The sequence below is a fragment of the Actinomadura geliboluensis genome, assembly GCF_043197915.1.
Taxonomy (GTDB): Bacteria; Actinomycetota; Actinomycetes; order Streptosporangiales; family Streptosporangiaceae; genus Spirillospora; species Spirillospora geliboluensis.
Window position 1 is genome coordinate 535,538 of sequence record NZ_JBICUA010000004.1, and the last position, 26,107, is coordinate 561,644.

Genomic DNA, 26,107 nt, shown 5'->3' on the forward strand with positions numbered 1-26,107 from the left:
GAGCGTGACGACCCCGTCTTCGCCCGACTCCCCCGACGCGGAACGGCCGTCCCGGAAAGACTTGGACCAGCAAGTGCGCGACCGTTACGGGACATGGCGCGACCAGCCGCGCGGGTTGGCCTGCGCGGTGATCGCCGCGTTCATGATCCTCACCACGGTGGCGTTCGTGTTCGCCGTGGTGGCCGTCGTCGCGGCCATGCGCTGAACGCATGAGGGCCGGAGCCGCCCGCGGCGGCCCCGGCCCTCGCACGTCGTTCGGGCGGAGTCAGGTAGGGGTGCCCTCGGTTCCCTCCGCGATGGTGAACGCCACGTCCCCCTGCGGGTCGACCTGGGCGTCGAGGGTCTTGTCGTCGAGCATCTCGGCGACGGTGGGCTCCAGGTACACCTTGGCGCCCTCCTCCTCGACGACCTGGTCGCCCGCCTCGGGCGCGGGGGCGACCGAGAGCCGCAGCGCGTCCGAGCCGTCGAGCCCGGACTCGATGCGGATGCCGGTCTCCGGCGGAAGCTCCGGGTTCGCGGTCACTGTACGAATGACCTGGACGGCACCGCTGGTCAGCGTGAGCACGATCAGCTCCTCACGTCTCTGGCTGTCTGTTGGATCTGCCCCACCCTCCCCAGTGAAGGGTGGGGGCAAACATCGAGACGTGATCAGGAGGTGTCAGTCCGCGTTCGGCGCGAGCGCCCGCACGGCCTCCACCGGGGAGAGCCCGCCGCCCGGGACGATCGCCAGAACCGGCGTGGTCAGGCCGCTGTCCACGTACTCGCGGACGCGGGCGCGGCACGCCTCGGGCGACCCGTGCACGATCAGGTCGTCGACGACCTCGTCCGGGATGACCTCCAGTGCCTTCTTCCGGTCGCCGGCCGCCCACGCCTCGTTCATCGGCCGCAGCGCCTCGCCCCGGCCGAGCCACTCGTGGAACGCCCGGTACACGGGGACCGTCATGTACGCGGCGATCATCCAGCGGCCGATCGCGCGCGCCTCCTCGGCGTTGTCGGTCGGGCACACGAACAGCCGCGCGATCAGCTCGGGCTCGTCGCCCAGCACGCCGCGCACCGTCGGGACGTCCTTCGGCGCGAGCCAGTTGGTGATCGCCCCGTCGGCCTCCCGGGCGGCGAGCCGCAGCATGCCGGGGCGCAGCGCCGCGAGGACGATCGGCGGCGGCGTCGCCGGGACGTTGTCCAGCTTGAAGCCCTTGACGGCGAAGGTGTCGTACTCCTCCTTCACCTTCTCCCCGGCGAGGGCCTTGCGCAGGAAGCGGAGCGTGTCGCGGACGCGCTTGTACGGCTCGTCGAACGGGATCCCGTTCCAGCGCTGCACGATCGTGTCGGACGAGGTGCCGATGCCGAGCACGAACCGTCCGGGCGCGAGGTCGGCGAGGGTGGCGGCGTGCTGGGCCAGCAGCGCCGGCCCGCGCGTGTAGACCGGGACGATCGCGGGGCCGAGGCGCAGCTCGGGGCCCCACTGGGAGGCGAGCGCCAGCGGGGTGAAGGCGTCGGTGCCGTTGGTCTCGGCGGACCAGGCGTCGGTGTAGCCGAGCCCGGACAGCTCGGCGACGAGCTCGCGGTGCTCGGCCAGCGGGAGCCCGGTGAGCGGAATGGTCAGTCCCCAGCGTGACATGCGTGCCTCCTAGGCGATCGACGCGCGGATGGTGGCGCCGCCGTCCACGACGAGGGTCTGCCCGGTCATCCAGGACGAGGCGTCGCCCGCGAGGAACACGGCCGCGTTGGCGATGTCCTCGGGCTCCCCGAGCCGCTGCAGCGGCATGTGCTTGCTGATCTCCGCCTCGTTCGGCTCCCAGAGCGCGCGGGCGAGATGGGTCTTGACCAGGCCGGGGGCGATGCAGTTCACGCGCACCTTGGGCGCCAGCTCCATCGCGAACTGCCGGCTGAGGTGGATCACGGCGGCCTTGGTGGCGTTGTAGTAGCCGATGCCGTGCTCGGTGATCATGCCGCCGACGGAGGCGATGTTGATGACGGCGCCGCCGCGCTCGGCCAGTCCCGCCTTCAGCGCGAGCTGCGTCCACTGGACGATCGCGAACTGGTTGACCTCGACGGTCTTGGCCGCGGCGGCGGGCTCGATGTCGGCCATCGGGCCGTAGTAGGGGTTCGTCCCGGCGTTGTTGACCAGGATGTCGATGCCGCCGAACTCGGCGACGGCGGCCTCCACGCACGCGGCGGCCTCGTCGGCGTGGCCGACGTGCGCCGCCTTGGCGAGCACCTTGGCGCCGGGGCTGGCCGCGCCGATCTCCTTCGCGACCTCGTCGAGCGCCTCCTGCTTGCGGGAGGAGATCACCACGTTGGCGCCCTCGGCGGCGAACGCCGCCGCGATCGCCTTCCCGATGCCCCGGGACGCCCCGGTGACCAGGGCCGTTCTTCCGTCAAGACCAGTCCGCATCCGCGCGCTCCCTACTGCTTGCTACCTGCTGCAATTCGCTCGCACCCTGTGGGCGGCATGGGCAGAATCCGACTCGGTTCACTCTAGCGAAGTGACTGACGAGTCAGTTACCACGCCCCCGCGGTTCGTCCCGCGCTCCCCCCACCCCCGTGATCCATCCCGCTGACCGGACGCGGCATTCTTTCTAACGATTGTTTGATTGGTACTCTCGCCGAGAAGACACGAGGAGGGCCGCGTGACCACGACCAAGGAGCGCCGTCCGGCCGTCGAGGGCTGGTACACCACCGCGGACGGCGACGTCCGCCTGCTCGGTACCCGATGCTCGTCGTGCGGCACGCCGTACTTCCCGCGCAACGAGCTGGCGTGCCGCAACCCCGGCTGCACGGGACCGAAGGACGGCTCGGAGCTGGAGCCGTACGCCCTGTCCCCGCGCGGCCGCGTGTGGTCGTACGCCGACGCGCGCTACAAGCCGCCGCCGCCGTACGTCTCCCCCGACCCGTTCGTCCCCTACACGGTCGCCGCCGTCGAGCTCGACGCCGAGCGCATGGTCGTCCTGGGGCAGGTCGTCCCCGGCGTCACCGTGGACGACCTGGAGGTCGGCATGGAGGTCGAGCTGACCGAGGGCACCCTCTACGAGGACGACGAAGCCGAGTACACCGTCTGGATGTGGAGGCCCGTCAAGTGAGTCGCGACATCGCCGTCCTGGGCGCGGGGATGCACCCGTGGGGCAAGTGGGGCCGCAACTTCGTCGAGTACGGGCTCGCGGCGGCGCGGGAGGCGCTCGCCGACGCCGGGCTGTCGTGGACGGACGTCCAGTACGTGTCCGGTGCCGACACCATCCGCAACGGGTATCCGGGGTTCATCGCGGGCGCCACGTTCGCGCAGGCGCTCGGCTGGTCGGGCGCGCGGGTGTCGAGCTGCTACGCGGCGTGCGCCTCTGGGGCGCAGGCCATCAACACGGCGCGCGCGCAGATCCTCGCGGGCCTGTGCGACGTCGCGCTGGTCGTGGGCGCCGACGCCGCCCCGAAGGGCTTCTTCAAGCCCGTCGGCGGCGACCGCCCCGACGACCCCGACTGGCTGCGGTTCCGCCTGCTGGGCGCGACCAACCCCATCTACTTCGCCCTGTACGCGCGCCGCCGGATGGCCATGTACGGCGCCACCCTCGACGACTTCGCCGCCGTGAAGGTGAAGAACGCGCGGCACGGCCTCGGCAACCCGAACGCCCGGTACCGCAAGGAGGTGACCGTCGAGGACGTCCGCGAGTCCGCCGTGGTCGCCGACCCGCTGCGGCTGCTGGACATCTGCGCCACCAGCGACGGCGGCGCCGCGCTCGTCCTCACCTCGATGGAGTTCGCGCGGCGGCACGGCGTGGCCGACCCGGTGCGCATCCCGGCGGTCTCGACGGTGACGCCGACGTTCCCGAAGACCGTGCTGGACCTGCCCGACTTCGCGACGGACTCGGCGATGACCGCCGCCGTCCCGGAGCGCCCGTTCCGCTCCGCGATCGCGCACGCCGCCTACGAGGAGGCGGGCCTCGGCCCCGAGGACCTGTCGCTCGCCGAGGTGTACGACCTGTCCACCGCCCTCGAACTCGACTGGTACGAGGACATCGGCCTGTGCGGGCAGGGCGGCGCCGAGGAGCTGCTGCGCTCGGGCGCGACGGCGCTCGGCGGCCGGATCCCGGTGAACCCCAGCGGCGGCCTCGCCTCGTTCGGCGAGGCGATCCCGGCGCAGGCGATCGCGCAGGTGTGCGAGCTGACCTGGCAGCTGCGCGGGCAGGCGGAGGGCCGCCAGGTCACGGACGCACGGGCCGGCATCGCGGTGAACCAGGGCCTGTTCGGCCACGGCTCCGCCGTCATCGCCGTCCGCTGACCGGACGGCCCGCCCGGCGACACGGCGACGGCTTCACGCGACCGTGAAGCCGTCGCAGGCCATGAAGTACGCGTCGCCGTTCGGGTGGACGTGCATCCAGATGACGGTCCAGACGCCCTTCATCAGCGGGTAGGTGCCGTTCCCTGCGCCCTTCCACTTGAAGTCCGCCGGGTACTGGAGCTTCACGTCCTGGTTCTCCTTCGGTACCAGGTGCGGCTTGCTCACCACCACGCCGGTCACGCCGTTGCCCTGCTGCTCCGCGGGCGGGCGGATCTGCGCGGCCACGTAGTAGCCGGACGGCTGCGCGTACTTGAACCGCATGCTCAGCTCGATGGACGACGCGGTGACCGGCTGGCGCGGCGCCGACCTCTGCAGGTCCCTGGCCAGGGCTTGGTCCTCCGGACGGACCGCCGGGAGGCAGGTGAAGTCCTTCTGGGAGAAGCGGGTGTCCTGGAAGTCGCCGGTGGGCTCCTTGATGAAGATCTCGTCCGGCGGGCGGCCGTCCGCGGACGGGGTGCGCCCGGCCGCTGCCGGGCTCGTGCCGGTCGTGGCCGGGTCTCCGCCGGTCTTCTGCCCGCCGTTCGCGCCCGGGCCGGCCTGGGCCGCGTTCGGCCCCTTCCCGCCGGTCTCGCCGTCGTCGCCGTTCAGGACGAAGCGGGCCGCGAAGGCGCCGCCCAGGACGACGGCGACCACCGCGGCCCCGGCGGCGATGACGGCGGCGCGCGACCGCGCGGGCCCCGCGCCGCCGGGCACGGTCCGCGTGCGGTCCGGCGGGACGAGACCGGACGCGGCGGCGTCGGCGATGCTGAGCGGCGGCGCCTGGACCGTCCCGACGATCCCCCGGTAGGCGGGGTCGGCGGCGAGAGGCTCGATGGGCCCGATCTCGTGGAGGAGCTGCTCCAGGCTGAAGCGCTGCTCCGGCTCCTTGGCGGCGCAGCGGCGGAGCAGGTCGGCGAGCCGGGGCTCGACACCGTCCACGTCGATGTCGCCGCTGAGCGTGCGGTGCAGGACGGCCTCGATGCGGCCGCCGCCGAACGGCGGGCGTCCCGTGGCGGCGTAGGCGATGGTGCCGGCGAGCGAGAACACGTCCGACGCGGGGAGGGGCAACTGCTCGCGGACGACCTCCGGCGCGACGTAGCCGGGGGTGCCGTTCCACGCGCCCGTCTGGGTGATCTGCGTCTGGCCCTCGCCGCGCGCGATGCCGAAGTCGATCAGGCGCGGGCCGTCCGGGGCGAGGATCACGTTGCCGGGCTTGAGGTCGCGGTGCTGGACGCCCTGCCGGTGGATCTCCAGCAGGCCCTGCGCGAGCGCGGCGAGCAGCCGCAGGCAGGTGGCCGCGGGGACGGGCCCGTGCCGGCCGGCGGCCTGCCGGAGCGTCGGACCGGGGACGTACTCGGTGGCCAGCCAGTACGGCGGCGCGTCCAGCCCGGCGCCGACCATCGCGGCGGCCGACCGGGACCGCACCCGCTCGACGGTCGCGACCTCGCGGCGGAAGCGCGCGAGCGCCTCCGGGCCCTCGAAGTCCTCCCGGATGACCTTGACCGCGATGTGCCGCCCGCCGCCGGTCAGCCCCAGGTAGACCTGGCCCATGCCGCCGGCGCCGAGCCGGCCCAGCAGCGGGTAGCCGCCGATCTGCGCGGGATCCTCCGGACGCAGCGGTTCCACGGTTCACCGGCCCCTCGTCGTCGCCTCTGCAAAGAAATGATCATATGGGCGGCGGGGCGGCTCCGGGGCGCGGTCAGCGCGCCTCGCGCGCCACGTGCAGGGCCCAGGCGATCAGCGGGGCCTGGAGCGGGAGGCGGCCGTAGGCGGCGGCGCGCAGCGGCAGCGGGCGGCGGCGCCAGTCGCGCGCCATCTTGACGTTGGCCGGGAAGACCGCCGCCATCAGCGCCGCCGTCGCGAGCGCGCCCGCCCTCCGGGTGCGCGGGACGGCGAGCGCGGCCGCGCAGCCCAGCTCGGCGGCGCCGCTGAGGTAGGTCCAGGTCCGTGCGCCGCCGGGCAGCCGCTCGGGGATGAGCGCGTCGAACGGCTTCGGGGCGACCATGTGCAGGGTGCCCATGCCGGCCATCAGGACGGCCAGCCGCCGGGACGCGGGGGACGGATCGGTCATGCCCCGCAGTCTGGCAGATCGGACGTTCCGTCCAATAGCCGTCCGGCCGGACCCGGCGATGTGACGGAAGTCACCCCTCTGGGACCGTGTGACCTGGGGCGTAGCGGTCACGTGTCTGATGTCACCGTTCAGGTGGATTCGCGAAGTTCATCGCGGGGCTAGATTTGAACTGACCAGTCAGTACAAATCCGGGAGGCTCCGCGATGACGCCCGCGCACCAGACTCCGGGGACGGCTGCCGCGGCCGGGGGGACCGCCGCGACCGTCCCCGGACCCCGGCCGCGCGGCTCCGGGACTGGCGGGGGCCGTCCCGGAGCCGCCGGACTCCCCGTGCGGGCCCGGCGGCTCGGCGTGCGCGGCCCCCGGGGATGGGCGTTCCGCGGCGCGGACCTCGACGCCCCGGCCGGCGCGCTGGTCACCGTGAGCGGCATCGCCGGGACGGGACGCACCGCGCTGCTCCTCACCCTCGGCGGCCGCATGAGGCCCACCGAGGGCACGGTCCGGGTCGGCGGCCGCACCGGCCTCTCCGACATCCAGCGCGTCGCGGCGCTCGGCATCGTCACCGGCGTCACCGAACTCGACCCGGCGCTGACCGTCCGCGAGCACCTGAACGAGGCCCTCGCCCTGCGCGAGGGCGTCTTCGGCAGGTTCCGGGGACGGGACGCCCGCAGGCGCCGCGCCCTGGACCGGGCCGGTCTCGACCTCGATCCCCGGACGCTCGCCGCCGACCTCGCGCCCGACGAGGAGCAGCTCCTCGGCGCCGCCCTCGGCCTGGTCGGCGACCCCGGCCTGCTCCTGCTCGACGACGTCGGCGAAGGGCTGGACGCCGAGGGGCAGCGCGCACTGTGGCTGCGGCTCGCCGCCATCGCGTCCGGCGGCGTCACCGTCGTCGCCGCGTGCCATGACGCCGCGCCCGCCGAGGGCGTGGCCACCCACGAACTCTCGCTCTGACCAGCCAGCCAGGAGATCCCCCCCATGAGACTTCCCGCGCTGACGCCGGGCGCCCTCGAACTGCGGCGCTTCCAGCGCAACCGGCTGACCCGCGTCGCGCTCGCCGGTCTCGTCCTCCTCCCGCTGCTCTACGCCGGGCTGTACCTGTGGTCGTTCTGGGACCCCTACGCCCGGCTCCGGCATGTGCCGGTGGCGCTGGTCGTCCAGGACCAGCCGGCCAAGGCGGACGGCAAGACCGTCCACGCGGGGGCCGACCTCGCGGACGAGCTTGAGAAGCGCAAGGTGTTCGACTGGCGGACGGTGTCGGCGCAGGAGGCCGACAAGGGCGTGCGGTCGGGGAAGTACTACCTGTCGCTGACGATCCCGTCCGACTTCAGCGCCCGGATCGCGTCGCCGTCCGGGGACGGCACGCCGCAGCCGGCCGGGCTGCGCCTCCGGATGAACGACGCGAACAACTACGTGATGGGGACGCTCGCGCAGGCCGCGTTCAAGGAGATCAGCGCCGCCGCCGGGACCGAGGCCGTGCGCGGGTACTTCGACCAGGTCTTCCTGTCGTTCGGCAAGCTGCACGGTGAGCTGGGCGAGGCCGCCGACGGCGCCGGGAAGCTCGCCGAGGGCTCCGGTCAAGCCGAGGACGGGGCCGGGAAGCTCGCCCAGGGCGCGGGCGAGGCGGAGGCGGGCGCGGGACGCCTCAAGGGCGGCATCGACGAGGCCCGCTCCGGCAGCGCGGAGCTGACGTCCGGGCTGGGCGACCTGCACGACGGGACCGAGCAGGTCGCCGCCGGGATGAGGCGGCTCACCGCGACCGTCGACCGCGCGGGCGGCACGCTCGTCCCGCTGCTGCGCGAGAACGCCCCGGAGATCCGGTCGGCCGCGCTGGCGGTCGCGCGGGGCGCGGACGCCCTCGCCGACGGCGCCGGGCGGCTGCCCGCGCAGACCGGTGACGCCGTGCGGCGGGCCGAGCGCGCGCAGACCGAGCTGGAGACGCATCTCGCCGCGCATCCCGAGATCCCCGCGAACGTCCGCCAGGACCTCACCCGGTCCGCCGCGCAGGTCGTGGCGGTGGCGAAGCAGGTGGACGGGTACGTCCGCGGGCACACCGGCGACCTGCGCAAGGTCGCGGCCGACGCGCGGACGGTCGAGCGCGCCGCCCGCAAGATCGCCCAGGACGCGCCCGCCCTCGCCGCCAAGGTGGACAAGGCCCGCCGCGACATCGACCGCCTCGACGCCGGGACGCGGCAGGTCAACGCGGGCGCCGGGCAGTTGCTCGCCGGCTCGTCCAAGCTGACGAGCGGCCTCACCACGCTCTCCGGCGGCGCCGGAGAGCTGCAAGGCGGGCTTGGGCGGCTCTCCGGCGGCGCGGTGACGCTGGAGACGGCTCTCACCCAGCTCGCCGACGGCAGCGGAAAGCTCGCGACCGGGCTGGACGACGGCGTCCGCAAGATCCCCGCCTACGGCGACGACGAGCGCGCCGCGCGGGGCGGCATGATGAGCGACCCGGTGCGGCTGGCCAGCACCACCGACAACCCGGTCCCGAACTACGGCACCGGGTTCGCGCCGTTCTTCGTCCCGCTGTCGCTCTGGGTCGGCGGGATGATCATCTACATGCTGCTGCGGCCGCTGAACCCGCGCGCGATGGCGGGCACCGCGCCCGGCCGCCGCGTCGCGCTCGCCGGCTGGCTGCCCGCGGCGGCGATCGGCGCGGCGCAGGCCGTCGTCGTCCTCGCGATCCTGCGGTTCGCGCTCGGGCTGCGCGCCGAGCACTGGCCGGGCCTCGTGGCGTTCCTCGCGCTCGCGTCCGCCGCGTTCCTCGCCGTGATCCAGTGGGTGAACGCGCGGTTCGGCCCGGTCGGCCGGATCATCGCGCTCGCGCTCCTCATGCTCCAGCTGACCTCGGCCGCGGGCACCTACCCCATCGAGACCAGCCCCCGCTTCTTCCAGGTGATCCGGCCCTGCCTGCCGATGTCGTGGGTGGTGGACGGCGTCCGGCACCTGATCGGCGGCGGGCCGATGACGGCGGTATGGCAGGGTTGTGCGGTGCTGGCGGCGTTCCTGGCCGGCGGGCTCGCCCTCACCGCCCTGGCCGTCCGGCACAACCGGGTGTGGACGCTCAAGCGGCTCCACCCGGCCCTGAAGCTCTAGGGGCCCGAAGCTCTAGGAGGCGCGATGGCGCGGAGCGCGACGCGGGAGAAGCTGTTCGCCTCGGCGATCGAGCTGATCGCCGAGAGCGGCCTCGCCGCGACCACCGTCGACCAGATCGCCGAACGGGCCGGGGTCGCCAAGGGCACCGTCTACTACAACTTCGGCAGCAAGGCCGCCCTGTTCTCGGCGCTGCTGGAGTACGGCGTCGAACGCCTCGCGACCGCGCTGCGCGACGCGGCGTCCGGCAAGGCCCCGCTGGACGCCCTGGAGGCGGTCGTCGCCGCAGAACTCGCGTTCATCGGCGAGCACGAGCCGTTCGCGCGCGTGCTCATCGCGGAGACGTGGCGGGCGGGCGGCGACTGGCAGCACGCGGCCCGGCTGATCCGCGAACGCGCCATCGAGGTCGTCGCCGACGTCCTGCGCGACGCGGTCACCGCCGGCGACCTGCGCCGCGACCTCGACACGGGCACCGCCGCGTCCGCCGTCTTCGGGATGGTCCTGACCGTGGCCCTGGACTGGCGGGCCCTCCAGCCCGCCCGCCCCCTGACCGACGTCCAGGCGACCCTGATGGCCCTGCTCCGCGGCCGCCTCACCCCCTGACACCCGGCCCCGCGGTCAGGGGAGGTTGCGGATCTCCTCGATGATGGCGGGCATCGCCTCGTTGTTCTCGTGGATCCAGCGCCGCAGGACGGCGAGCTCCTCGTCGCTGTAGGTGGAGAGCCGGTCGTAGAAGGCGCGCGCGATCGGATCGAAGTAGCGGCCGAACTCGGCGACGTTCTCCTCGACCAGCTCGACGATCACGCGGCGGCGGTCGTCGGGGTCGCGGGTGCGCTTGACGTAGCCGGCGCGCTCCAGCCGGTCGATGACCGCGGTGACGGCGCCGCCGGTCGTGATGCCCATGAGCTGCGCGAGCTGCCCCGGGGTCTGCGGGCCGTCCAGCACCAGCGCGCTCACGCACTGCGCGTCGGTGACGTTCAGGCCCGCCTTGCTCGCGGTGGTGTGGTGCAGCAGCACGGTGAACATGGTGCTGCGCTGCATCGCCCGCTGGAGTTCGTCCAACCGGTCCGGGTCCCGGGTCGCCACGCCCACCTCTTCCGCCACGTCTCCGTTTTAGAGAGAGCCTAGTGGCCGCATCCGGTCAGAAACCACCCGGGCGGCGCGTCGTGTGGCGCAGGACTCACGCCCCGACGGGCAGGGCACTCCCAGCTCACCCATAACATGACGTTGTTAGGACCACTAACAGAGGTCCGCTCCTGGCCCCGAATCCCACGAAGGTTCGGGGCCGACCTCTACGCGCTTCCGTTTCCCGCCTACTGGGCCTCCTCCGCCACCTGCTTCGCCCACCGGTAGTCGGCCTTGCCCGCCGGGGAGCGCTTCATCTCGCCGACGAACGCGTAGACGCGCGGCACCTTGTAGCCCGACAGCTCGCGCCGGCAGTGCGCGTCCAGCTCCTCCGAGGACGGCACGTCGCCCGACGCCTGGATCACCGCGGCGACGCGGTTGCCCCAGCGCTCGTCCGGGATGCCGGTCACCACCGCGTCGTACACCGCCGGATGCCCCTTGAGGACGGCCTCGACCTCCTCCGGGAACACCTTCTCGCCGCCGGTGTTGATCGCCTGCGAGCCGCGCCCGTACACGGCGATCGACCCGTCCTCCTCGACGGTGGCGATGTCGCCGGTGAGCAGCCAGCGCTTGCCGTCCACCACCGGGAACGTCTTCGCCGTCTTCTCCGGGTCGTTGTAGTAGCCCTGCGCGATGTGCCCCGTGCGGGCGACCTGGCCGATGACGCCCGACCCCGGCTTGACGGGCTGGAGCGCGTCGTCCAGCACGGTGACGTTCTCCACGTCCGGCGCGAACCGCAGGCCCTTCTCCGGGGTGGAGCCCGCGACCGCCTCGGCCGTCGAGCCCGACTCCGTCGAGCCGAACCGGTCCAGGATCATCACGTTCGGCAGCAGCTCCTGGATGCGGTCCCGGACCGTCCCGGTGAAGATCGCGCCCGTGGAGACGTAGGCGAACAGCGAGGACGTGTCGTAGTCGCCGCGCGCCAGCTCCTCCGCCATCGGGATCGCCATCGCGTCCCCGGTGATCGTCAGCGAGTTGACCTTCTCCCGCTCGATCGTCCGCCACACGTCGGCCGCGTCGAACTTGCGGGTGTAGACGAGCGTCGCGCCCATGAACCAGGCGATCCACGTCGCGACCTGCGCCGCCCCGTGCATCAGCGGCGCCACCGGCATCATGATCAGCGGGCCGCCGCCCCGGGCGTTCTCCACGATGTCCTCGGGACGCGACGGGCGCGGCACCGTCGGGTTCCAGAACGCGAAGATGATCTGCTCGGTCGACCAGATGACGCCCTTCGGCATCCCGGTCGTCCCGCCCGTGTAGATGATGTAGACGTCCTCGCCGGTCCGCGCCGGGAAACCCGCGCGCGTGCCGTCGGCGTCCTTCAGCGCCGCGTCGTAGGCGACCGCCCCCGGGATGGACGGCGCGCCGCCCACCGCGATGAGGTGCCGCAGCTCCGGCACCTCCGGGACGGTCGCCGCGACCCGGTCCTCGAACTCCACGTCGTACAGCAGCGCGACGCTGTCGGAGTCCCGGTACACGTAGAGCAGCTCGCTCTCCACGTACCGGTAGTTGATGTTGATCGGCACGGCCCGGATCTTGATCGCGGCCAGCAGCGCGGCCGCGTACTCCACGCCGTTGTAGAGCTGGACGGCGATGTGCTGGCCGGGCCGCACGCCCGCGTCCAGCAGGTGGTGCGCGAGCCGGTTCGCGTGCTCGTCCAGCTCGGCGAACGTGAGCCGCTGATCGCCGCACACCAGGGCGACACGGTCCCCGATCGCGTCCGCGATCCCCTCGAACAGGTCAGCGTGGTTGAACTCCATCGGACGTCCCTCTTTCGGGGTCTGGGGTCGTCCCCAGGGGAGCAGGGGTCTGGGGTCGTGTTCGCGCCTCGGGAAGGGTTGTCAGATCAGGGCTTGTCGCTGCCGACGATCCACATGGCGAAGAACTGGGCGCCGCCGCCGTAGGCGTGGCCGAGCGCGCGCCGCGCGCCGTCCACCTGGTGCTCCCCGGCCCGGCCGCGCACCTGCAGCGCCGCCTCGGCGAACCGGATCATCCCGGACGCGCCGATCGGGTTGGACGACAGCACGCCGCCGGACGGGTTCCACGGGATGTCGCCGTCGAACGCCGTCGCGCCCGCCTCGGTGAGCTTCCAGCCCTCGCTCTCGCCGCAGAACCCCAGGTTCTCCAGCCACATCGGCTCGTACCAGGAGAACGGGACGTACACCTCGGCGCAGTCGAGTTCGCGGCGCGGGTCGGTGATGCCGGCCTGCCGGTACACGTCCGCCGCCGCGTCCTTGCCGCCCTGCGGGCTGACGCTGTCGCGGCCCGCGAACTGCATCGGCTCGGACCGCATCGACGTGCCGTGCACCCAGGCGGGCGGGTTCGGGGCCTTCTTCGCCGCGTCCTCCGACGCCAGCACCATCGCGCAGGCGCCGTCCGACGACGGGCAGGTCTCCAGGTAGCGGATCGGCTCCCACAGCATCGGCGTCGACTCGACCATCTCGCGGGAGATGCCGGGGATCTTCAGGTGCGCGTACGGGTTCCGCAGCGCGTTCTGCCGGTCCTTGACCGCGACGAGCGTCCCGATGTGGTCGGGGGCGCCCGACCGGCGCATGTACGCGCGGATGTGCGGGGCGAAGTAGCCGCCCGCGCCGACCACGAGGGACGTCGTGAACGGCCCGTTCACCGTCAGCGCCCACGTCGCGTTCGACTCCGACTGCTTCTCCCACGCCAGCGTGAGGACCCGCTCGTGCACCCCGGACTGGATCAGGTTCGCCGCGACGATCGCCGTCGACCCGCCGACCGAGCCCGCCGTGTGCACCCGCAGCAGCGGCTTGCCGGTGGCGCCGAGCGCGTCCGCGAGGAACAGCTCCGGCATCACGACGCCCTCGAACAGGTCGGGCGCCTTGCCGACCACGATGGCGTCGATGTCCTTCCAGGTCAGCCCGGCGTCGTCGAGGGCGCGGCGGGCCGCCTCGCGGAGCAGGCCGGCCATCGAGACGTCCAGCCGCTTGGTCTTGTACTGGGTCTGCCCGATGCCGATGACCGCACAGGATTTAGCCATTGTTCTCTCCCGACAGCACGCAGACGAGGTTCTGCTGGAGGCAGGGGCCGGACGCGGCGTGCCCGAGCGTCCGGGACGCCGTCCCGTCGTGGATGCGGGCCGCGGCCTCGCCGATCCGGATGAGGCCCGCCGCCATCACCGGGTTCGCCGACAGCGCCCCGCCGGACGGGTTGACGGTCACGCCGTCGTCCAGGCCGAGGGCCTCGCGCAGGATCAGCTCCTCATGGCTGAACTGCGCGTGCAGCTCCGCGACCTCGATCCCGGTCGCGCCGGCCTTCTCCCCCGCGATGCGGGCGGCCGCCGAGCGGGTCAGGTCGCGGACGCCGAGCGCGTGCGGCTCGGTGCGGTGGTCGATGCCGGTGATCCACGCGGGCCGCTCGCACAGCTCCCGCGCCTTGTCGCCCGCCGCCAGCACGATCGCGGCGGCGCCGTCGGTGACGGGCGCGACGTCGTAGGGGTGCAGCGGCGCGACGTCGTAGGCGTCGCCCTCCGGGTCCGGCAGGTGCAGCGCGAACGGGTTCTCGCGGCCGGACGCCCGGGACCGCGCGGCGACCGCGCGGAGGTCGTCCTCCTTCACGCCCGACCGGTCCATGTACGCGCGGGCCTGCATGGCGGCCATCGACACCTGGTCGACGCCGAGCGGCGCCAGCGTGTACGGGTCGAGCTGCTGGTTCATGATCGCGCGGAGGTCGCCCTGGGACGACTTGCCGAACCCGTACACCAGCGCGGTGTCGATCTCGCCGATCTGGAGCTTCACCCACGCCTCGTACAGCGCCCACGCGCCGTCCATCTCGACGTGGCTCTCCGAGATCGGCGGCCAGGCGCCCAGCGTGTCGAGCGCGGACACGAACGCGAACGGCGCGCCCTGCAGGTAGTCGCACGAGCCCGAGCAGGTGAAACCGAACCGGGACAGGCCCGTCCGCTCCTTGATCTCGGTGATCACCGGGAGCACCATCTCGGTCTCGGCGATCCCCTGGTCCTCGCCGCTGTGATGGCTCTGTGCGAAGGCGACGACTGCGACATCACGCATTACATGAAGTCCTTGATCTCTTCGAAGGGGACGTCGGGCTCGTCGATCGGCTCGAACCACTTGATGTTGGCCATCGACCGGTCCCACTCCTCGCGGGGCCGCCACGCCGCCCTCACCCGCATGCCCATCCGCACCTGGTCGGCCGGGATCCCCGCGACCAGCGTCAGCATCGTCAGGCCCGCGCCGTCCAGCAGGACGTAGCCGGACACGAACGGCACCTCGGGGGCGCGCGGGTCGGGGATGTTGTTGACCGCGAAGGTGGTGACGGTGCCGGTGTCGGGCAGCTCCACCTCCTCGGACGTGGGGACGCCGTCGCGCGGGCAGAACCCCTTCATCGGCACGATGACCTTCTCGCACACCGGGCAGCGGTGCCCGATGATGCGGCCCTCGGAGATCCCCTCCAGGAACCGGCCGAGCGCCCGCCCGCCCTTCAGCCGGTAGTCCAGGCTCGCCTGCGGGTTGATCATGGTGACCTCGGGCAGGAAGCACTCGATGTCGCCGATCGTCCCCGTCCGCTCCGCGCGGTACTTCGGCCGCACCCGCATCCCCGTCTTGAGGACCTTCGGCGGCTTCGCGCCGGCCTCGAAGACGCCGAGGTCGAGGGCGTGCAGCAGCGCGGTGTCGGCGCCGTCCGGGCGGATCAGCGCCCACGCGAACGGGCGGTCGAACGGGTGCCCCTTCGCCGGCTCGGGCACCCACGACCAGGTCGTGACCGTCCCGGCCGGGCCGACCTCGACGAACTCGTCCGTCACGTCCTCGCCGGTGTCGGGGTCGCACTCCGCCGGCGGGACGAGCACCCGGCCGCCCGCCGTGCGGACGCCGACCAGCCGGCCGTCGCGCAGCTCGCTGAGGAAGCGCCCGATCACCGGACCGACCGAGCGGGTGTACCCGCCGGGGAACTCGACGACGTGGTTGGGGGCGGGGGTCTCCGATGGCGCCGTGTTAGATGGCACTGTCGCGGTCCTTCCAGTACGGGTCCCGCAGCTTGCGCTTGAGGAGCTTGCCGTTGGGCTCGCGCGGCATCGTCTCGATGAAGTCGATGGACTTCGGCCACTTCATCTTGGCGAGCCGGCCCTCCAGCGACGCGAGGATCTCGGCCGCGAGCTCGTCACCGGGCTCGGCGCCCTCGGCGGGCTCGACGACGGCCTTGATCTGCTCGCCCCACTCCTCGTCGGGGATGCCGAACACGGCGACGTCCGCGACCTTCGGGTGCAGGGTGATCTCGTTCTCGATCTCGGCCGGGTAGATGTTCGCGCCGCCCGAGATGATCATGTCGGCCTTGCGGTCGGACAGGAACAGGAACCCGTCCTCGGTGAGGTAGCCGATGTCCCCGACGGTGAAGAAGTCCTTGAGGCGGTTCTTCTCCGTCTTCTCCTTGTCGCCCTTGTACTCGAACTCGACGCCGGCCATCTTCATGTAGATCGTGCCGTGCGTCCCGGCCGGGACGGGCTCGCCGTCGTCATCCACGATCAGCAGCTCGCTGATCGGCCAGGCGTTGCCGACCGTGCCGGGGTGCGCGCGCCAGTCCTGCGGGCTCGCGATCGTCCCGCCGCCCTCGGTCGCCGCGTAGTACTCCCAGATGCAGTCGCCCCACCACTCCAGCATCTGCTGCTTGATCGGCACCGGGCACGGCGCCGCCGCGTGGATCGCCCACTTCATGCTCGACACGTCGTACCGGGACCGGACGTCCTCGGGCAGCGCCAGCAGCCGCTTGAAGTGCGTCGGGACCATGTGGGTATTGCTGACGCGGTATTTCTCGATCACCCTGAGGGTGTCTTCGGCGTCCCACTTGTCCATGTAGACGAGCGTGTGGCCCATCTGCAGGGCGGTGCCGCCGAACTGGGTGACGGCCGTGTGGTAGTTCGGCGAGGTGATCAGATGGGCCTGGTGCTCGCCCCCCGCGGGACGCCCCGGCGGGATGCCGAACAGGCCGAGCAGGAACGTCATCAGCTCGGCGCTGTCGTCGGGGTCGATGCCCATCAGCGCCCGCTTGACGCCCTTCGGCCGCCCGGTCGTCCCGGACGTGTAGTGCATCGTGGCGCCGTTGCTGCGGTCGTCGGGAAGCGTGTCGGGCTGCCCCTCGACCAGCTCCTCGTACGGGCGGAAGCCCTCGACGTCGCCGAACGCGAACCGCCGGTGCGCCTCGATCTCCTCGCCGGCGCGCGCGCCCTCCTTGGCGTACCGCTCGTGCACGAAGAACGCCTTGGCCTCGCTGTCGGCGACGATGTAGCCGATCTCCGGCCCGGTCAGGTGCCAGTTGATCGGCGTGTAGTACCAGCCGGCCTGCAGCGCGGCGAGGTACAGCACGACGCCCTCGACACCGTTCGGGACGAGCCCGCAGATGCCGTCGCCCTTCTCCAGTCCCAGCGCGCGCAGCCCGTGCACCAGCCGGTTCGAGCGGGCGAGCAGGTCGCCCGCGGCGTACTCGGTTCCGTCCGGATCGACGGCGGCGATCCACTCGGGATCCGCCTGCGCCAACCGCCAGAAGCCCAATGACCCCATCGGATCTCCCTAAGTGACCACAGTGAGCACCGACACACCGCGGCGCCCGGCAGCCAAAGTAGATCACGTTCTCGTTTTGCAGTTCAACCCCTACCGGTAGGGCAGTGGCTTAACTAGAATCTGTTCTCGTTTGACATCTGAGCTGGAGGAACCCATGGCGGAACGGCTGCCGATCAGCACCGAGCACTGCATCGTCGAGCAGGACGGCCACGTGGTCATCGTCACGATGAACCGGCCGGAGGCGCGCAACGCGCTCAGCACCGCGATGCTGGTCGGCCTCGCCGACGCCTGGGCCTACATCTCGGACACGCCCGAGGTCCGCGTCGGCATCCTCACCGGAGCCGACGGGACGTTCTGCGCCGGCGCCGACCTGAAGGCGATGAGCCAGCCGCCCTCCGACCCGCGCGTGCAGGAGCGGGCCGCGCAGATCACCGACTACCACTGGAAGGGCCTGCTGCGCGACGGCCGCCCCACCAAGCCGCTCATCTGCGCCATCGAGGGCTACGCCGTCGCCGGCGGCACCGAGCTGCTCACCGGCACCGACCTGCGCGTCGTCGCCGAGGGCGCCACCCTCGGCCTGTTCGAGGCCAAGCGCGGCCTGTTCCCCATGGGCGGCAGCGCCGTCCGCCTGCCCCGCCAGATCGGCTACGCCGCCGCGCTCGACATCCTGCTCACCGCCCGCGAGGTGACCCCGCAGGAGGCCCTCGCCATGGGGCTGATCAACAAGGTCGTCCCGGACGGCGAGGCCCTCGCCGCGGCCCGCGAGATGGCCGACCAGATCGCCGCGTGCGCGCCGCTGTCCGTCCAGGCGATCCTGCGCGCCGTCCGCGAGACCGAGCACCTCCCCGAGGAGGAGGCCCTCAAGATCTCCGACGAGATCGGCTGGCCCGTCTTCGCCTCCGAGGACGCCAAGGAGGGCTCCCGCGCCTTCAAGGAGAAGCGCCCCGCCGTCTACCAGGGCAAGTAACGGCCGCGGACACGGGCATCCCGCCCCGCGCGAGGTGCGCGAGGCGGGATGCCGGTTCCCGCTATGCGGGTTCTCGCTGAGACGCGGTCAGTTGCGGGTCCAGTGCGCCAGGTCGGCCCACCGGGTCGCGTCGGTGGTGGTGGTGCCGACCGCCCACATGGTCCCGGTCCCCGGCACGACGGCCATGGCGGAGGCCCGGACGGTCGTCCCCTCGGGCCGGGTCAGGGTCTCGTCGGTCCAGACTCCTGCGGCGGTGCGGTGGCGCATGGTGCTGCCGTCCGAGACGACCCAGATGCCGCCCGCCCCGTCCGAGGCGACCTTGCTCAGAGAGGTGCCGGGAGCGCCGAGGACATTGGTCCACTTGGTGCCGTTCCAGTGGGCCAGCAGCGACCGGGAGACCGACTTGCCCGTCCCGTCCGGCATCCGCGCCGTGCCGACCGCCCACACGTCGTCGTCGGAGGCCGCGTACACGTCCTGCAAGGTCGACGCGACCTCGCCCTTGACGGTCTCACCGATGTCGGGGAACGGGACACTCGTCCACGAGGTGCCGTTCCATCGCGTGGTGGCGGGCCGCGCGGTGCCGTCCGGCGCGATCGCCCAGCCGACCGCCCACGCGCTGGCGGACGAGACGGCCGCGACCGCGCGCGGCTTGATCCCGATCGGGGTGTCGGCCCAGCCCGCGCCGTTCCAGTACTTGGCCGCCATCGCGCTGACCGCCCACGTGCGGTCGGGACCGGCCGTCGCGATGTCGGTCGGCTGGAACCCCAGCGGGACGCTGAACGGGATCCAGGACGAGCCTGTCCAGCGCAGCAGGGCGTGCGAGTCGCCCGAGGTGTTGAGCTGGGCGGCCACCCAGACGTTCGACGCCGACGTGGCCGAGGCCGCCTGGAGCCGGTAGGGGGCGAGCGACGCGGGCAGCGCCACGTCCTTCCAGGTGCCGCCCGTCAGCCGCTGGAGGATCGGCTTGCGCGTCGTGACGTTCTGCTGTCCGCCGACGGCCCACACGGTGCCGTCCGGTGCCGTGGCGATGTCACTGAGGGAGGTCCCCTGGTCGGCTTTGGCGTCGCTCTGCACGATCGGCCACGTCGTCCCCGCGGCGGCGGCGACGGACGAAACCGTGCGCTGCTCCGCGGGGTCCGCCATGGCGACCGCGACCGTGGTGGCCACCGCGCCCACGGCGACGGCCACCCCCGCGACCCCCAGTTTCCTGCTGCTCTTCACTCGATCCCCGTCCATTGAAAATGATCTTGCGGAAGCAGTGGAACGTAGCAGGACCGAAAGTCGGTTCGCCCGCATTCGGGGAAGATCAGGTCTCGGCCCGCCATGGGGGCGTATTACCGGCCGTCCGTAAATCGCCCGGAGTTTGCCGGACCTCTCGCGTGGCACCGCTCAGGCAAGCGAGCCACGGAAGGACTGAGCACGCCATGGCCTTGCAACTGCGACGCAAACGGCCGACGACGACGGAAGAGGCGCCGCCCCAGCGGTGGACGTGGCGCCGGCGGAACACGGGCGGTACCGCGACGGTCGCGCGCAAGCCGCCCCGCTGGCGGCGCACCAGGCCGAACCCGGTCAGCGCGATCATCATGGCGGCCGGCTGGGCCGCCGCCGCGATCCTCGGCCTCGGGATGCTGCTGACCTGGGGCGACGCGAACCCGGGCAACGTCCTCGTGGACGCCGTGCTCGACGCGGGCCGCTGGCTCGCCACCCCGTTCCACGACGTCTTCACGCGGACCGACCCCGAAGAGCAGCTCTACATCAACTGGACCCTCGCGGGCGTCGTCTACTACGTCCTCGCGCGGGCCTTCTCCTGGATGACCCGGTTCTGACCACCGAAAGGCCCCGGCCGGCGCGGAGGGATGGCGCGCGGCCGGGGCCCGGGGGGATCAGCCTTCGGTGATCGTGTTGAGGCGCTCGATGGCCTCGACGTACTCCTCGATCAGGTCGTAGACGACCTGGGCGGCCGGCTTGACCTGGTTCATCGACCCGACGATCTGGCCGACCGGGAACGTCACCAGCTCGCCGTCGCCGGACCGCTGGATGCGCGGCAGCGCGTCCGCGATCAGCATGAACTGCATGGGCATCGGCAGGTAGCCCGGCGACTGCTCGCTCTCCCACGCCTCCGTCCACGCGGTCTTGAGGAACCGGGCGGGCTTGCCCGTCCACGCCCGGGACCGGACGGTGTCGCGGGACGTGGCCTCCAGCAGCTTCGGCAGGGCCCGCTCCGGGGTGTCGGCCTCGTCGACCGTCAGCCAGATGGAGCCCGTCCAGACGCCGTCGGCGCCGAGCGCCATGCCCGCCGCCATCTGCCGGCCCCGGCCGATGCCGCCCGCGGCCAGCACGATCGTGTCCTCGCCGACCGCGTCCACGACCTCGGGGATCAGCACCATCGTCGCCACGTCGCCGGTGTGGCCGCCGGCCTCGGTGCCCTGCGCGACGATGATGTCCACGCCGACCTCGACCTGCTTGCGGGCGTGCCGGGCGTTGGAGGCGAGCCCCGCGACCTTCACGCCGTGCTCGTGCGCCTGCGCGACGACGTCCGCCGGGGGCGGGCCGAGCGCGTTCGCCAGCAGCGCGATCGGGTGCTTGAGCGCCACCTCGACCTGCGGCCGGGCGGTCACGTCCGTCCACCCGAGCAGCGCCTTGCCCGCCTTCTCCGAGGGCGGGTCGACGCCGTGCTCGGCGAGCAGGTCCTCGAGGAACTGCTTGTGCTCGGCCGGGATCATGCCCTGCAGCTTGCCGAGCAGCTCCTCGGCGTCGCCCATGTCGGCGCCCTCGTACTTGGCGGGCATGACCACGTCCACGCCGTAGGGCTTGCCGCCGACGTTCTCGTCGAGCCACTTGAGCTCGAGCTCGAGTTCCTCGGGGGTGAAGTGCAGGGCGCCGAGGACGCCCATGCCGCCGGCGCGGCTCACCGCCGCGACGACATCGCGGCAGTGACTGAACGCAAAGATCGGGTACTCGATGCCGAATAGTTCGGTGACTCGTGTCCGCACGCACTCGACCCTAAGCGCGCTCCCACGAAACTGCAACAGGTTCTACTTACAAATCTCAGCCCCGCCACCGCTCCCACCGCCCCGCCCACGCTGCTCCACACCGCCGTAACCCGATTGCCAACCACAAACCACGCCGCACTGCACCCCAACCCACCACCCACACCCACCCTCAGAACCCCGCACTAGAACACGTATCACCAACCCACTTCCCCGCCCCCTACACCCGGCCGTCCAGCCGCCACAGCAACCGATCTAGCCACCGAACAACACAAGACACCTGCCCCCGCCCGGAGCCAGCGCCGCCACCTTCGACCGCTGACACGGAAGCGGCCACGACACGGCTGACACCGCCGCACAAGCCGACTCACGACGAGAGAGCCCAGCGCAAACCGACGGCCCGACGCCATGCGCTACCGCACCCGCGGCTGGCGACACGACAAGAACCCGCAACAACAGGCCCTGGCGCTCAGCGCACGACGAGACGCCAACACCAGTGGCGAGCCTGGCGACCTCGCGCTGCCACCTGCGAGCGCTAACGCAGGAACGACCTGCGACACGGCGGACGGGCGCGGACGAGTTGGCTCGCTTCGAGGGGAGCCAAAACCAACCGAGGGGCGAGACGAAACCATCCCTCCACCCGGTAGGCGATGACACACCGTGCGATGGACGTCAGTGCCAGCCGACGGACCGGCGACCCCGCGCTAAGGCCCGCCGCCCTTACACGGGAACGGCCTGCGACGCGGCGGGTGGCGGTACGCGCTGCGCGATGGGGCGTCGGCGTTGGTGGGACGGGCTGGCGGCGTCGCGTGGGCGGGGTGGTTACGGGCGGCGGGTGGGGCCGGCGGCCTTGCGTTGCTGGCGCTGGCTTCCCGGGGCCTGGCGGCGGGGCTGGGACGGCGGGGGCGGCGAGGCCGCCTGGCGAGGCTGGGCGGACGGCGGGCGCGGCGGGCCGGGCGGGGTCATGTCGCCGAACTTGCCGTCGGCGCGGCGAGGGGTCTCGATGGGCGGGGGCTCGCGGCGGGCCAGGCCCATGTAGCCACCGGTGAACAGCAGGATCAGGCCGAAGAAGACGGCGGCGGCCGGGAGGTAGCTGCGCACCAGGTCGATCTGCAGCGCGGTGCTGTCGGCCATGTCGACCATGGCCTTCTGGTCCTTGTCGGTGCTGATGAGGTCGGCCTGGGCGACGATCATCTTGCCCTTGCCGTCCGCCGTCTGGACGGTGCTGCGGATGTTCTTGCGGTGCTTCACCGGGATGCCGGTGCGGGGGTCGACCCAGACGGTGTTGTACGCCTCGGTGTAGCGGTCCACCTTCTGGTTGCCCGCGTCCTCGGGCATGCCCAGCATCTTGGCGGGCAGCTTCGTGTCGAGCGCGGCCGTCTTCGTCAGGGGGATGGTCTGGGTGAACCGGTACGTGGTGAGCCCGTGGACCTTCTCGACGGCGTTGAACTGCATCGGCGCCGACTGCTTGGTGGTCATGTCGAAGAACGGGTAGTCGCGCTTCTGCACGTTCGCGATCGGGAACAGCAGGCCGTAGCCCGACATGCGGACGGCGTTGTCGCCGTCGACGTTGACGCCGCAGCAGTTGACCAGGACGCCCGTCCGGCGGTCGAAGGCGATGCGGAAGCCCTGGATCTGGACGGGCTTGTCCGGCTTGGCCTGGTCGTAGATGTTGGTCGTGGAGTCCCAGACCGCGATGTCGTCGTTGCCCTCGTTGGCGCGGACGTCGCCGCGGACGGTGTTCTTCGCCAGGAGGGTGACGCCGGTCTTGACCTTGAGGTCCGCCTGGTCGAAGTACGTCGCGTCCTTCGACTCCAGGGACGTCACCTGGTAGCGGTTCAGCGGCGCGACGACCACCTGGTCGGCGATGTAGAAGCGGATCAGCGGCGCGAGCGCGAGGAAGAAGGCACCGAGGCCGATCAGGACCAGGCCGACCGGTCGCCGCATGAACACCTCCGAGGGGTGCCGTCGTCATCGCCAACGGCCGCGTCATCGTCAACGGCCGAGAGGCCGGGTCCGGCATGCCCGGATCACACTACAGGACCACCGAAACCCGGAGCCCGATACGTCCGGTCCGCGGGTGGGGCGGTCTGGTGTGAGTGTACTGACCGGTAGGCTCCGCGTTACCTTCGGACGTCCTGACCCGGTGAGGTGGGCCTTGACCTCGGCGCATGGGCGCCCGGCGGCGCAGAACGGGCTCGTTCCCCGGCACTGTGCGACGCTGGCGCGGTCGGTGCGGCTGCTGAGCGCGTTCCGGCGCGAGCGGCGGGAGCCGGAGCACTTCTACGACCTCATGGCGCGCGACACCGTCTCCCTGCTCGGGTCGTACACCGAACTGCAGGGCGCGACCGTCATCGATGTAGGGACGGGCTTCGGGTTCTTTGCGCGCGCGCTGGACGCGGCGGGTGCGCGCTGCGCCGGGATCGACCATGACCTCGGTGAGCTGGTCGCACATGGGTCCGCCGGGCCGAACCAGCTCGTCGCGAGTGCGCTGGCCCTGCCGTTCAGGACGGACGCCGCCGACGTGTGCTTCTCGTCCAACGTCCTGGAGCACGTGCCCGACCCGTGGCGCATGGCCGACGAGATGGTCCGTGTGACGCGGCCGGGCGGGACGGTGTTCCTGTCGTTCACCAACTGGCTGTCCCCGTGGGGCGGGCACGAGACCTCTCCGTGGCACTACCTCGGCGGCGACCGGGCCGCCCGCTGGTACGAGCGCCGGACGGGGCGTCCGCCCAAGAACCGGTACGGGCACAACCTGCATCCCGTGTCGGTGTCGGCGGCGCTGGCCTGGGCCCGGGGACGGGACGACGTGGGGGTCCTGGACGCCCTGCCGCGCTATCATCCGCGCTGGGCCGAGGCCGTGGTGCGCGTCCCGGGGCTGCGGGAGGTCGCGACGTGGAACCTCGTCCTCGTGCTGAGGAAGAAGGAGTCGTGAGACCTGCCGCGCCGCCGCCGATCTCCGGCCACCAGAACACGGTCGACGGCCTGCGCGCGGTCGCGGCGCTCGCCGTCCTGGTCTTCCATGTCGCGAGTTCGGCGGGGTCCATCACCAACCCGGACGGGCCGAGGTGGCTGTTCAACGGCGGTCAGATCGGGGTGCCGATCTTCTTCGCGCTGTCGGGGCTGCTGCTGTACCGGCCGTGGGCGGCGGCGGCGCTGGACGGGCGATCCGCTCCGCGCACGGTGACTTATCTGCGCCGGCGCGTGTTCCGCATCATGCCGGCCTACTGGGCCGTGGTCGTGGTCTACATGGTCACGGCGGGGCGGGACCACATCGGCGACCCGGTCACCTGGGCGTCGCTGATGACGCTCACGCAGACGTACCTGCCGAACGCGTGGTGGCCCACCGACCTCGGGCCGTCGCATCTCGGGCAGTGCTGGAGCCTCGTCGTCGAGGTCGCCTGGTACGTGACGCTGCCGGTAACCGCGGCCGTCCTCGCCTGGTACGCGCGCCGGACGCGGACCCACGACGTCGGTGTGCGCGCCAAGCGGCTGCTCATCGGCATCGGCGTGTACGCGGCGCTGTCGCTGCCGTGGTCGGCCGCGATGTTCGTCCCGGAGCGGCACACGCAGATGGGGCTGTTCCTGCCGCGGTACTTCGCCTGGTTCGCGGTCGGGATGGCGCTCGCGGTGGTGACGGTCTGGGCGCGGCTGGACGAGCGGCGCCCGGTCGCGGCCCTGTGCCGGGCCGTGTCGGACTCGTGGGCGGCGTGCTGGACGGCGGCGGCGATGCTGTACGTGGTCGCGGCGACGCCCGCGGCGGGCCCGCTCAGCCTGCAGGAAGCCGACGCGTTCTGGACGTCCGTCCTGCATCTGGTCGTGTTCGGGCTGTGCGCGGCGGCGTTCGTGGCGCCGGTCGTGCTGGCGCCGCCGGGGCAGCCCGTGCTCGACGCGGTCCTCGGCAACCCGGTGATGCGGTTCCTCGGCCGGATCTCCTACGGCCTGTTCCTGTGGCAGCTGCTGATCATCGTCTCCTGGTACGACGCGGCGGATCGGACCTTCCGGGGGGACGTGGCGACGGATCTGCCGCTGATGGCGGCGGCGACCATCGCAGCGGGGACCCTGAGCTACTACCTGGTGGAGTGGCCGGTGCAGCGGCTGGTCCGGCGCCGGGACCGGGCCCGCCCGGCCCCTGCCCCGGTGCCGTCCAGCTGAGCGAGATCCGGCCGGCGCCGGGGTCGCCGCCGGGCGGCTTCGGCCGCCACAGCTCGACGGCGACGCGCCCGACGACGGCGAGCCCGAGCAGCTGCGGCGCGATGTCGCCGAGCGCTCCGGACGGGGCGGCGGGGTTGCCGAGCACGTCCAGCCACCGCGCGGCGGCGAGGCAGCCGGTGCCGGCGAGCATGGCGATCGCGATCGCCCACGGGGAGGCGAGCGCGCGCAGGACGGCGGAGCGGCGGGTGCGGGCCCAGCCGCACAGGGCCGCGACGCCGAGCGTGACGGCGACGCCGGGCGCCCCGGCGATCGAGCCGCCGAGCGCGGCGGCGAGCCCGATCGCGGCCCACGCGGGCCAGCCCGTCCCGGCGACCATGGCGCGCGGGTCGGGGCGCCGCCGGCGGGCGGAGCCGCCCGGCCAGACCGCGGCGATCAGCAGGACGAGGAGCAGGTTGAGGCCGGTGACGACGGCGATCCGCTGCGCCCGGTCGGGGGTGTAGGCCAGCTTGATCACCCCGCTCGTGCCGGCGGGGACGAGCCAGCCCTGCTTCCAGCCGTCCAGCCGGACGGCGCGCAGCTCGGTGCCGCCGGCGGTCGCGCGCCAGCCGGTGTTGAAGTTCTCGTTCACGGTGAGGAACGACGCGGCGGGGGCGTCCACGCTCAGCTCGCGGGAGCTGGAGCCCCAGCTGAGGACTTTGACCTGCTGCGGCGGCTCTGCGTCGGCGGCGGGCCGCGGCTTGGCCCCGACCGTGACGGTGTCGATGCGGTAGTTGTCGAGCGGGACCGCCGTCAGCTGGTTGCGGCCCTCGGCGAGGACTGCCTGCTTGCAGGCGCTGAACTGGAGCGGCCGGCCGGCGAGCAGGTCGCC

General features: G+C 72.4%; 24 protein-coding genes. 10 read left to right on the plus strand and 14 right to left on the minus strand.

The window, feature by feature from the left end; genetic code table 11:
- Positions 1 to 4 precede the first annotated feature (4 nt).
- Positions 5 to 205 (plus strand): hypothetical protein, encoded by a 201-nt coding sequence (locus ACGFI1_RS16865; RefSeq protein WP_386873764.1) that lies wholly within the window; start codon positions 5 to 7, stop codon positions 203 to 205.
- Between the two features lie 60 nt (positions 206 to 265).
- Here the strand turns inward: ACGFI1_RS16865 and ACGFI1_RS16870 are convergent, their stop codons facing one another.
- From ACGFI1_RS16870 to ACGFI1_RS16880, 3 genes are all read right to left on the minus strand, one after another.
- Positions 266 to 565 (minus strand): Fe-S cluster assembly protein HesB, encoded by a 300-nt coding sequence (locus ACGFI1_RS16870; protein WP_138641067.1) that lies wholly within the window; start codon positions 563 to 565, stop codon positions 266 to 268.
- Between the two features lie 93 nt (positions 566 to 658).
- Positions 659 to 1,618, minus strand: coding sequence for an LLM class F420-dependent oxidoreductase (locus ACGFI1_RS16875; protein WP_392732349.1), 960 nt, complete (start codon positions 1,616 to 1,618; stop codon positions 659 to 661).
- A gap of 9 nt (positions 1,619 to 1,627) precedes the next feature.
- Positions 1,628 to 2,395, minus strand: a complete 768-nt coding sequence (locus ACGFI1_RS16880; RefSeq protein WP_138641064.1) for an SDR family oxidoreductase — start codon at positions 2,393 to 2,395, stop codon at positions 1,628 to 1,630.
- Positions 2,396 to 2,630: 235 nt separating this feature from the next.
- Between ACGFI1_RS16880 and ACGFI1_RS16885 the strand changes: the two genes are divergently transcribed.
- Complete coding sequence (locus ACGFI1_RS16885; protein WP_301177964.1) at positions 2,631 to 3,080, plus strand: Zn-ribbon domain-containing OB-fold protein; 450 nt, start codon at positions 2,631 to 2,633, stop codon at positions 3,078 to 3,080.
- 29 nt (positions 3,081 to 3,109) lie between these two features.
- Positions 3,110 to 4,267: a lipid-transfer protein gene (locus ACGFI1_RS16890; protein WP_392732772.1), complete on the plus strand. Its 1,158-nt coding sequence runs from the start codon at positions 3,110 to 3,112 to the stop codon at positions 4,265 to 4,267.
- A 33-nt stretch (positions 4,268 to 4,300) separates the two neighbouring features.
- On the opposite strand, the gene ACGFI1_RS16895 is transcribed toward ACGFI1_RS16890, so the two are convergent.
- Both ACGFI1_RS16895 and ACGFI1_RS16900 read right to left on the minus strand, forming a co-directional pair.
- A complete protein-coding gene (locus ACGFI1_RS16895) occupies positions 4,301 to 5,932 on the minus strand; it encodes a serine/threonine protein kinase (protein ID WP_387070423.1) in 1,632 nt (543 codons plus the stop codon).
- A gap of 73 nt (positions 5,933 to 6,005) precedes the next feature.
- Positions 6,006 to 6,377 carry a DoxX family protein gene (locus ACGFI1_RS16900; RefSeq protein ID WP_386873761.1) on the minus strand — a complete coding sequence of 124 codons (372 nt, stop codon included), beginning with the start codon at positions 6,375 to 6,377 and terminating at the stop codon, positions 6,006 to 6,008.
- A 329-nt stretch (positions 6,378 to 6,706) separates the two neighbouring features.
- On the opposite strand from ACGFI1_RS16900, the gene ACGFI1_RS16905 reads away from it, so the two are divergent.
- The 3 genes from ACGFI1_RS16905 to ACGFI1_RS16915 are packed head-to-tail and all read left to right on the plus strand — an operon-like array spanning position 6,707 to position 10,069.
- A complete protein-coding gene (locus ACGFI1_RS16905) occupies positions 6,707 to 7,327 on the plus strand; it encodes an ATP-binding cassette domain-containing protein (protein WP_392786134.1) in 621 nt (206 codons plus the stop codon).
- Positions 7,328 to 7,351: 24 nt separating this feature from the next.
- The gene (locus ACGFI1_RS16910) at positions 7,352 to 9,469 is read left to right on the plus strand and encodes a YhgE/Pip family protein (protein WP_392786135.1); all 2,118 of its coding nucleotides are present in this window, start codon (positions 7,352 to 7,354) and stop codon (positions 9,467 to 9,469) included.
- 24 nt (positions 9,470 to 9,493) lie between these two features.
- Positions 9,494 to 10,069, plus strand: coding sequence for a TetR/AcrR family transcriptional regulator (locus tag ACGFI1_RS16915; RefSeq protein WP_176199931.1), 576 nt, complete (start codon positions 9,494 to 9,496; stop codon positions 10,067 to 10,069).
- Between the two features lie 15 nt (positions 10,070 to 10,084).
- Here ACGFI1_RS16915 and ACGFI1_RS16920 read toward each other — a convergent pair whose 3' ends face one another.
- The 6 genes from ACGFI1_RS16920 to ACGFI1_RS16945 all read right to left on the minus strand — a co-directional run bounded on the left by ACGFI1_RS16920 (position 10,085) and on the right by ACGFI1_RS16945 (position 17,127).
- Positions 10,085 to 10,570, minus strand: a complete 486-nt coding sequence (locus ACGFI1_RS16920; RefSeq protein WP_392786137.1) for a MarR family winged helix-turn-helix transcriptional regulator — start codon at positions 10,568 to 10,570, stop codon at positions 10,085 to 10,087.
- 209 nt (positions 10,571 to 10,779) lie between these two features.
- Positions 10,780 to 12,351, minus strand: coding sequence for an acyl-CoA synthetase (locus ACGFI1_RS16925; RefSeq protein WP_392786138.1), 1,572 nt, complete (start codon positions 12,349 to 12,351; stop codon positions 10,780 to 10,782).
- A gap of 86 nt (positions 12,352 to 12,437) precedes the next feature.
- On the minus strand, positions 12,438 to 13,595 hold the full coding sequence (locus ACGFI1_RS16930) for a thiolase domain-containing protein (RefSeq protein ID WP_386873757.1): 1,158 nt from the start codon (positions 13,593 to 13,595) through the stop codon (positions 12,438 to 12,440).
- Complete coding sequence (locus ACGFI1_RS16935; RefSeq protein ID WP_364544596.1) at positions 13,588 to 14,625, minus strand: thiolase domain-containing protein; 1,038 nt, start codon at positions 14,623 to 14,625, stop codon at positions 13,588 to 13,590. The genes ACGFI1_RS16930 and ACGFI1_RS16935 overlap by 8 nt, the downstream gene beginning before the upstream one ends.
- A complete protein-coding gene (locus ACGFI1_RS16940; RefSeq protein ID WP_392786141.1) occupies positions 14,625 to 15,578 on the minus strand; it encodes a Zn-ribbon domain-containing OB-fold protein in 954 nt (317 codons plus the stop codon). The genes ACGFI1_RS16935 and ACGFI1_RS16940 overlap by 1 nt, the downstream gene beginning before the upstream one ends.
- Positions 15,568 to 17,127 carry an acyl-CoA synthetase gene (locus ACGFI1_RS16945; protein WP_392786143.1) on the minus strand — a complete coding sequence of 520 codons (1,560 nt, stop codon included), beginning with the start codon at positions 17,125 to 17,127 and terminating at the stop codon, positions 15,568 to 15,570. Before ACGFI1_RS16945 ends, ACGFI1_RS16940 begins: the two co-directional genes overlap by 11 nt.
- 154 nt (positions 17,128 to 17,281) lie before the next feature.
- Between ACGFI1_RS16945 and ACGFI1_RS16950 the strand changes: the two genes are divergently transcribed.
- Positions 17,282 to 18,094, plus strand: coding sequence for a crotonase/enoyl-CoA hydratase family protein (locus ACGFI1_RS16950; protein WP_387070414.1), 813 nt, complete (start codon positions 17,282 to 17,284; stop codon positions 18,092 to 18,094).
- An 87-nt stretch (positions 18,095 to 18,181) separates the two neighbouring features.
- On the opposite strand, the gene ACGFI1_RS16955 is transcribed toward ACGFI1_RS16950, so the two are convergent.
- Complete coding sequence (locus ACGFI1_RS16955; RefSeq protein ID WP_386873752.1) at positions 18,182 to 19,330, minus strand: hypothetical protein; 1,149 nt, start codon at positions 19,328 to 19,330, stop codon at positions 18,182 to 18,184.
- Between the two features lie 188 nt (positions 19,331 to 19,518).
- Between ACGFI1_RS16955 and ACGFI1_RS16960 the strand changes: the two genes are divergently transcribed.
- On the plus strand, positions 19,519 to 19,920 hold the full coding sequence (locus ACGFI1_RS16960; protein WP_386873751.1) for a hypothetical protein: 402 nt from the start codon (positions 19,519 to 19,521) through the stop codon (positions 19,918 to 19,920).
- Positions 19,921 to 19,977: 57 nt separating this feature from the next.
- Here ACGFI1_RS16960 and ACGFI1_RS16965 read toward each other — a convergent pair whose 3' ends face one another.
- The gene (locus ACGFI1_RS16965) at positions 19,978 to 21,087 is read right to left on the minus strand and encodes an NAD(P)H-dependent flavin oxidoreductase (RefSeq protein WP_138640243.1); all 1,110 of its coding nucleotides are present in this window, start codon (positions 21,085 to 21,087) and stop codon (positions 19,978 to 19,980) included.
- 819 nt (positions 21,088 to 21,906) lie between these two features.
- Entirely contained in the window at positions 21,907 to 23,031 is a 1,125-nt protein-coding gene (locus tag ACGFI1_RS16970; protein ID WP_301176241.1) for a DUF3068 domain-containing protein, read from the minus strand.
- A 211-nt stretch (positions 23,032 to 23,242) separates the two neighbouring features.
- On the opposite strand from ACGFI1_RS16970, the gene ACGFI1_RS16975 reads away from it, so the two are divergent.
- Positions 23,243 to 24,019, plus strand: coding sequence for a class I SAM-dependent methyltransferase (locus ACGFI1_RS16975; protein ID WP_392786145.1), 777 nt, complete (start codon positions 23,243 to 23,245; stop codon positions 24,017 to 24,019).
- Positions 24,016 to 25,239, plus strand: coding sequence for an acyltransferase family protein (locus ACGFI1_RS16980; protein WP_392786146.1), 1,224 nt, complete (start codon positions 24,016 to 24,018; stop codon positions 25,237 to 25,239). The genes ACGFI1_RS16975 and ACGFI1_RS16980 overlap by 4 nt, the downstream gene beginning before the upstream one ends.
- Positions 25,240 to 26,107 lie beyond the last annotated feature (868 nt).

Bases quoted from the DNA above. Each gene is read 5' to 3' on its own strand.
- ACGFI1_RS16875 (WP_392732349.1), bottom strand. From the start codon at position 1,618: ATGTCACGCTGGGGACTGACCATTCCGCTCACCGGGCTCCCGCTGGCC.
- ACGFI1_RS16880 (WP_138641064.1), bottom strand. From the start codon at position 2,395: ATGCGGACTGGTCTTGACGGAAGAACGGCCCTGGTCACCGGGGCGTCC.
- ACGFI1_RS16890 (WP_392732772.1), top strand. From the start codon at position 3,110: ATGCACCCGTGGGGCAAGTGGGGCCGCAACTTCGTCGAGTACGGGCTC.
- ACGFI1_RS16900 (WP_386873761.1), bottom strand. From the start codon at position 6,377: ATGACCGATCCGTCCCCCGCGTCCCGGCGGCTGGCCGTCCTGATGGCC.
- ACGFI1_RS16910 (WP_392786135.1), top strand. From the start codon at position 7,352: ATGAGACTTCCCGCGCTGACGCCGGGCGCCCTCGAACTGCGGCGCTTC.
- ACGFI1_RS16915 (WP_176199931.1), top strand. From the start codon at position 9,494: ATGGCGCGGAGCGCGACGCGGGAGAAGCTGTTCGCCTCGGCGATCGAG.
- ACGFI1_RS16925 (WP_392786138.1), bottom strand. From the start codon at position 12,351: ATGGAGTTCAACCACGCTGACCTGTTCGAGGGGATCGCGGACGCGATC.
- ACGFI1_RS16930 (WP_386873757.1), bottom strand. From the start codon at position 13,595: ATGGCTAAATCCTGTGCGGTCATCGGCATCGGGCAGACCCAGTACAAG.
- ACGFI1_RS16935 (WP_364544596.1), bottom strand. From the start codon at position 14,625: ATGCGTGATGTCGCAGTCGTCGCCTTCGCACAGAGCCATCACAGCGGC.
- ACGFI1_RS16945 (WP_392786143.1), bottom strand. From the start codon at position 17,127: ATGGGGTCATTGGGCTTCTGGCGGTTGGCGCAGGCGGATCCCGAGTGG.
- ACGFI1_RS16950 (WP_387070414.1), top strand. From the start codon at position 17,282: ATGGCGGAACGGCTGCCGATCAGCACCGAGCACTGCATCGTCGAGCAG.
- ACGFI1_RS16955 (WP_386873752.1), bottom strand. From the start codon at position 19,330: ATGGACGGGGATCGAGTGAAGAGCAGCAGGAAACTGGGGGTCGCGGGG.
- ACGFI1_RS16960 (WP_386873751.1), top strand. From the start codon at position 19,519: ATGGCCTTGCAACTGCGACGCAAACGGCCGACGACGACGGAAGAGGCG.
- ACGFI1_RS16970 (WP_301176241.1), bottom strand. From the start codon at position 23,031: ATGCGGCGACCGGTCGGCCTGGTCCTGATCGGCCTCGGTGCCTTCTTC.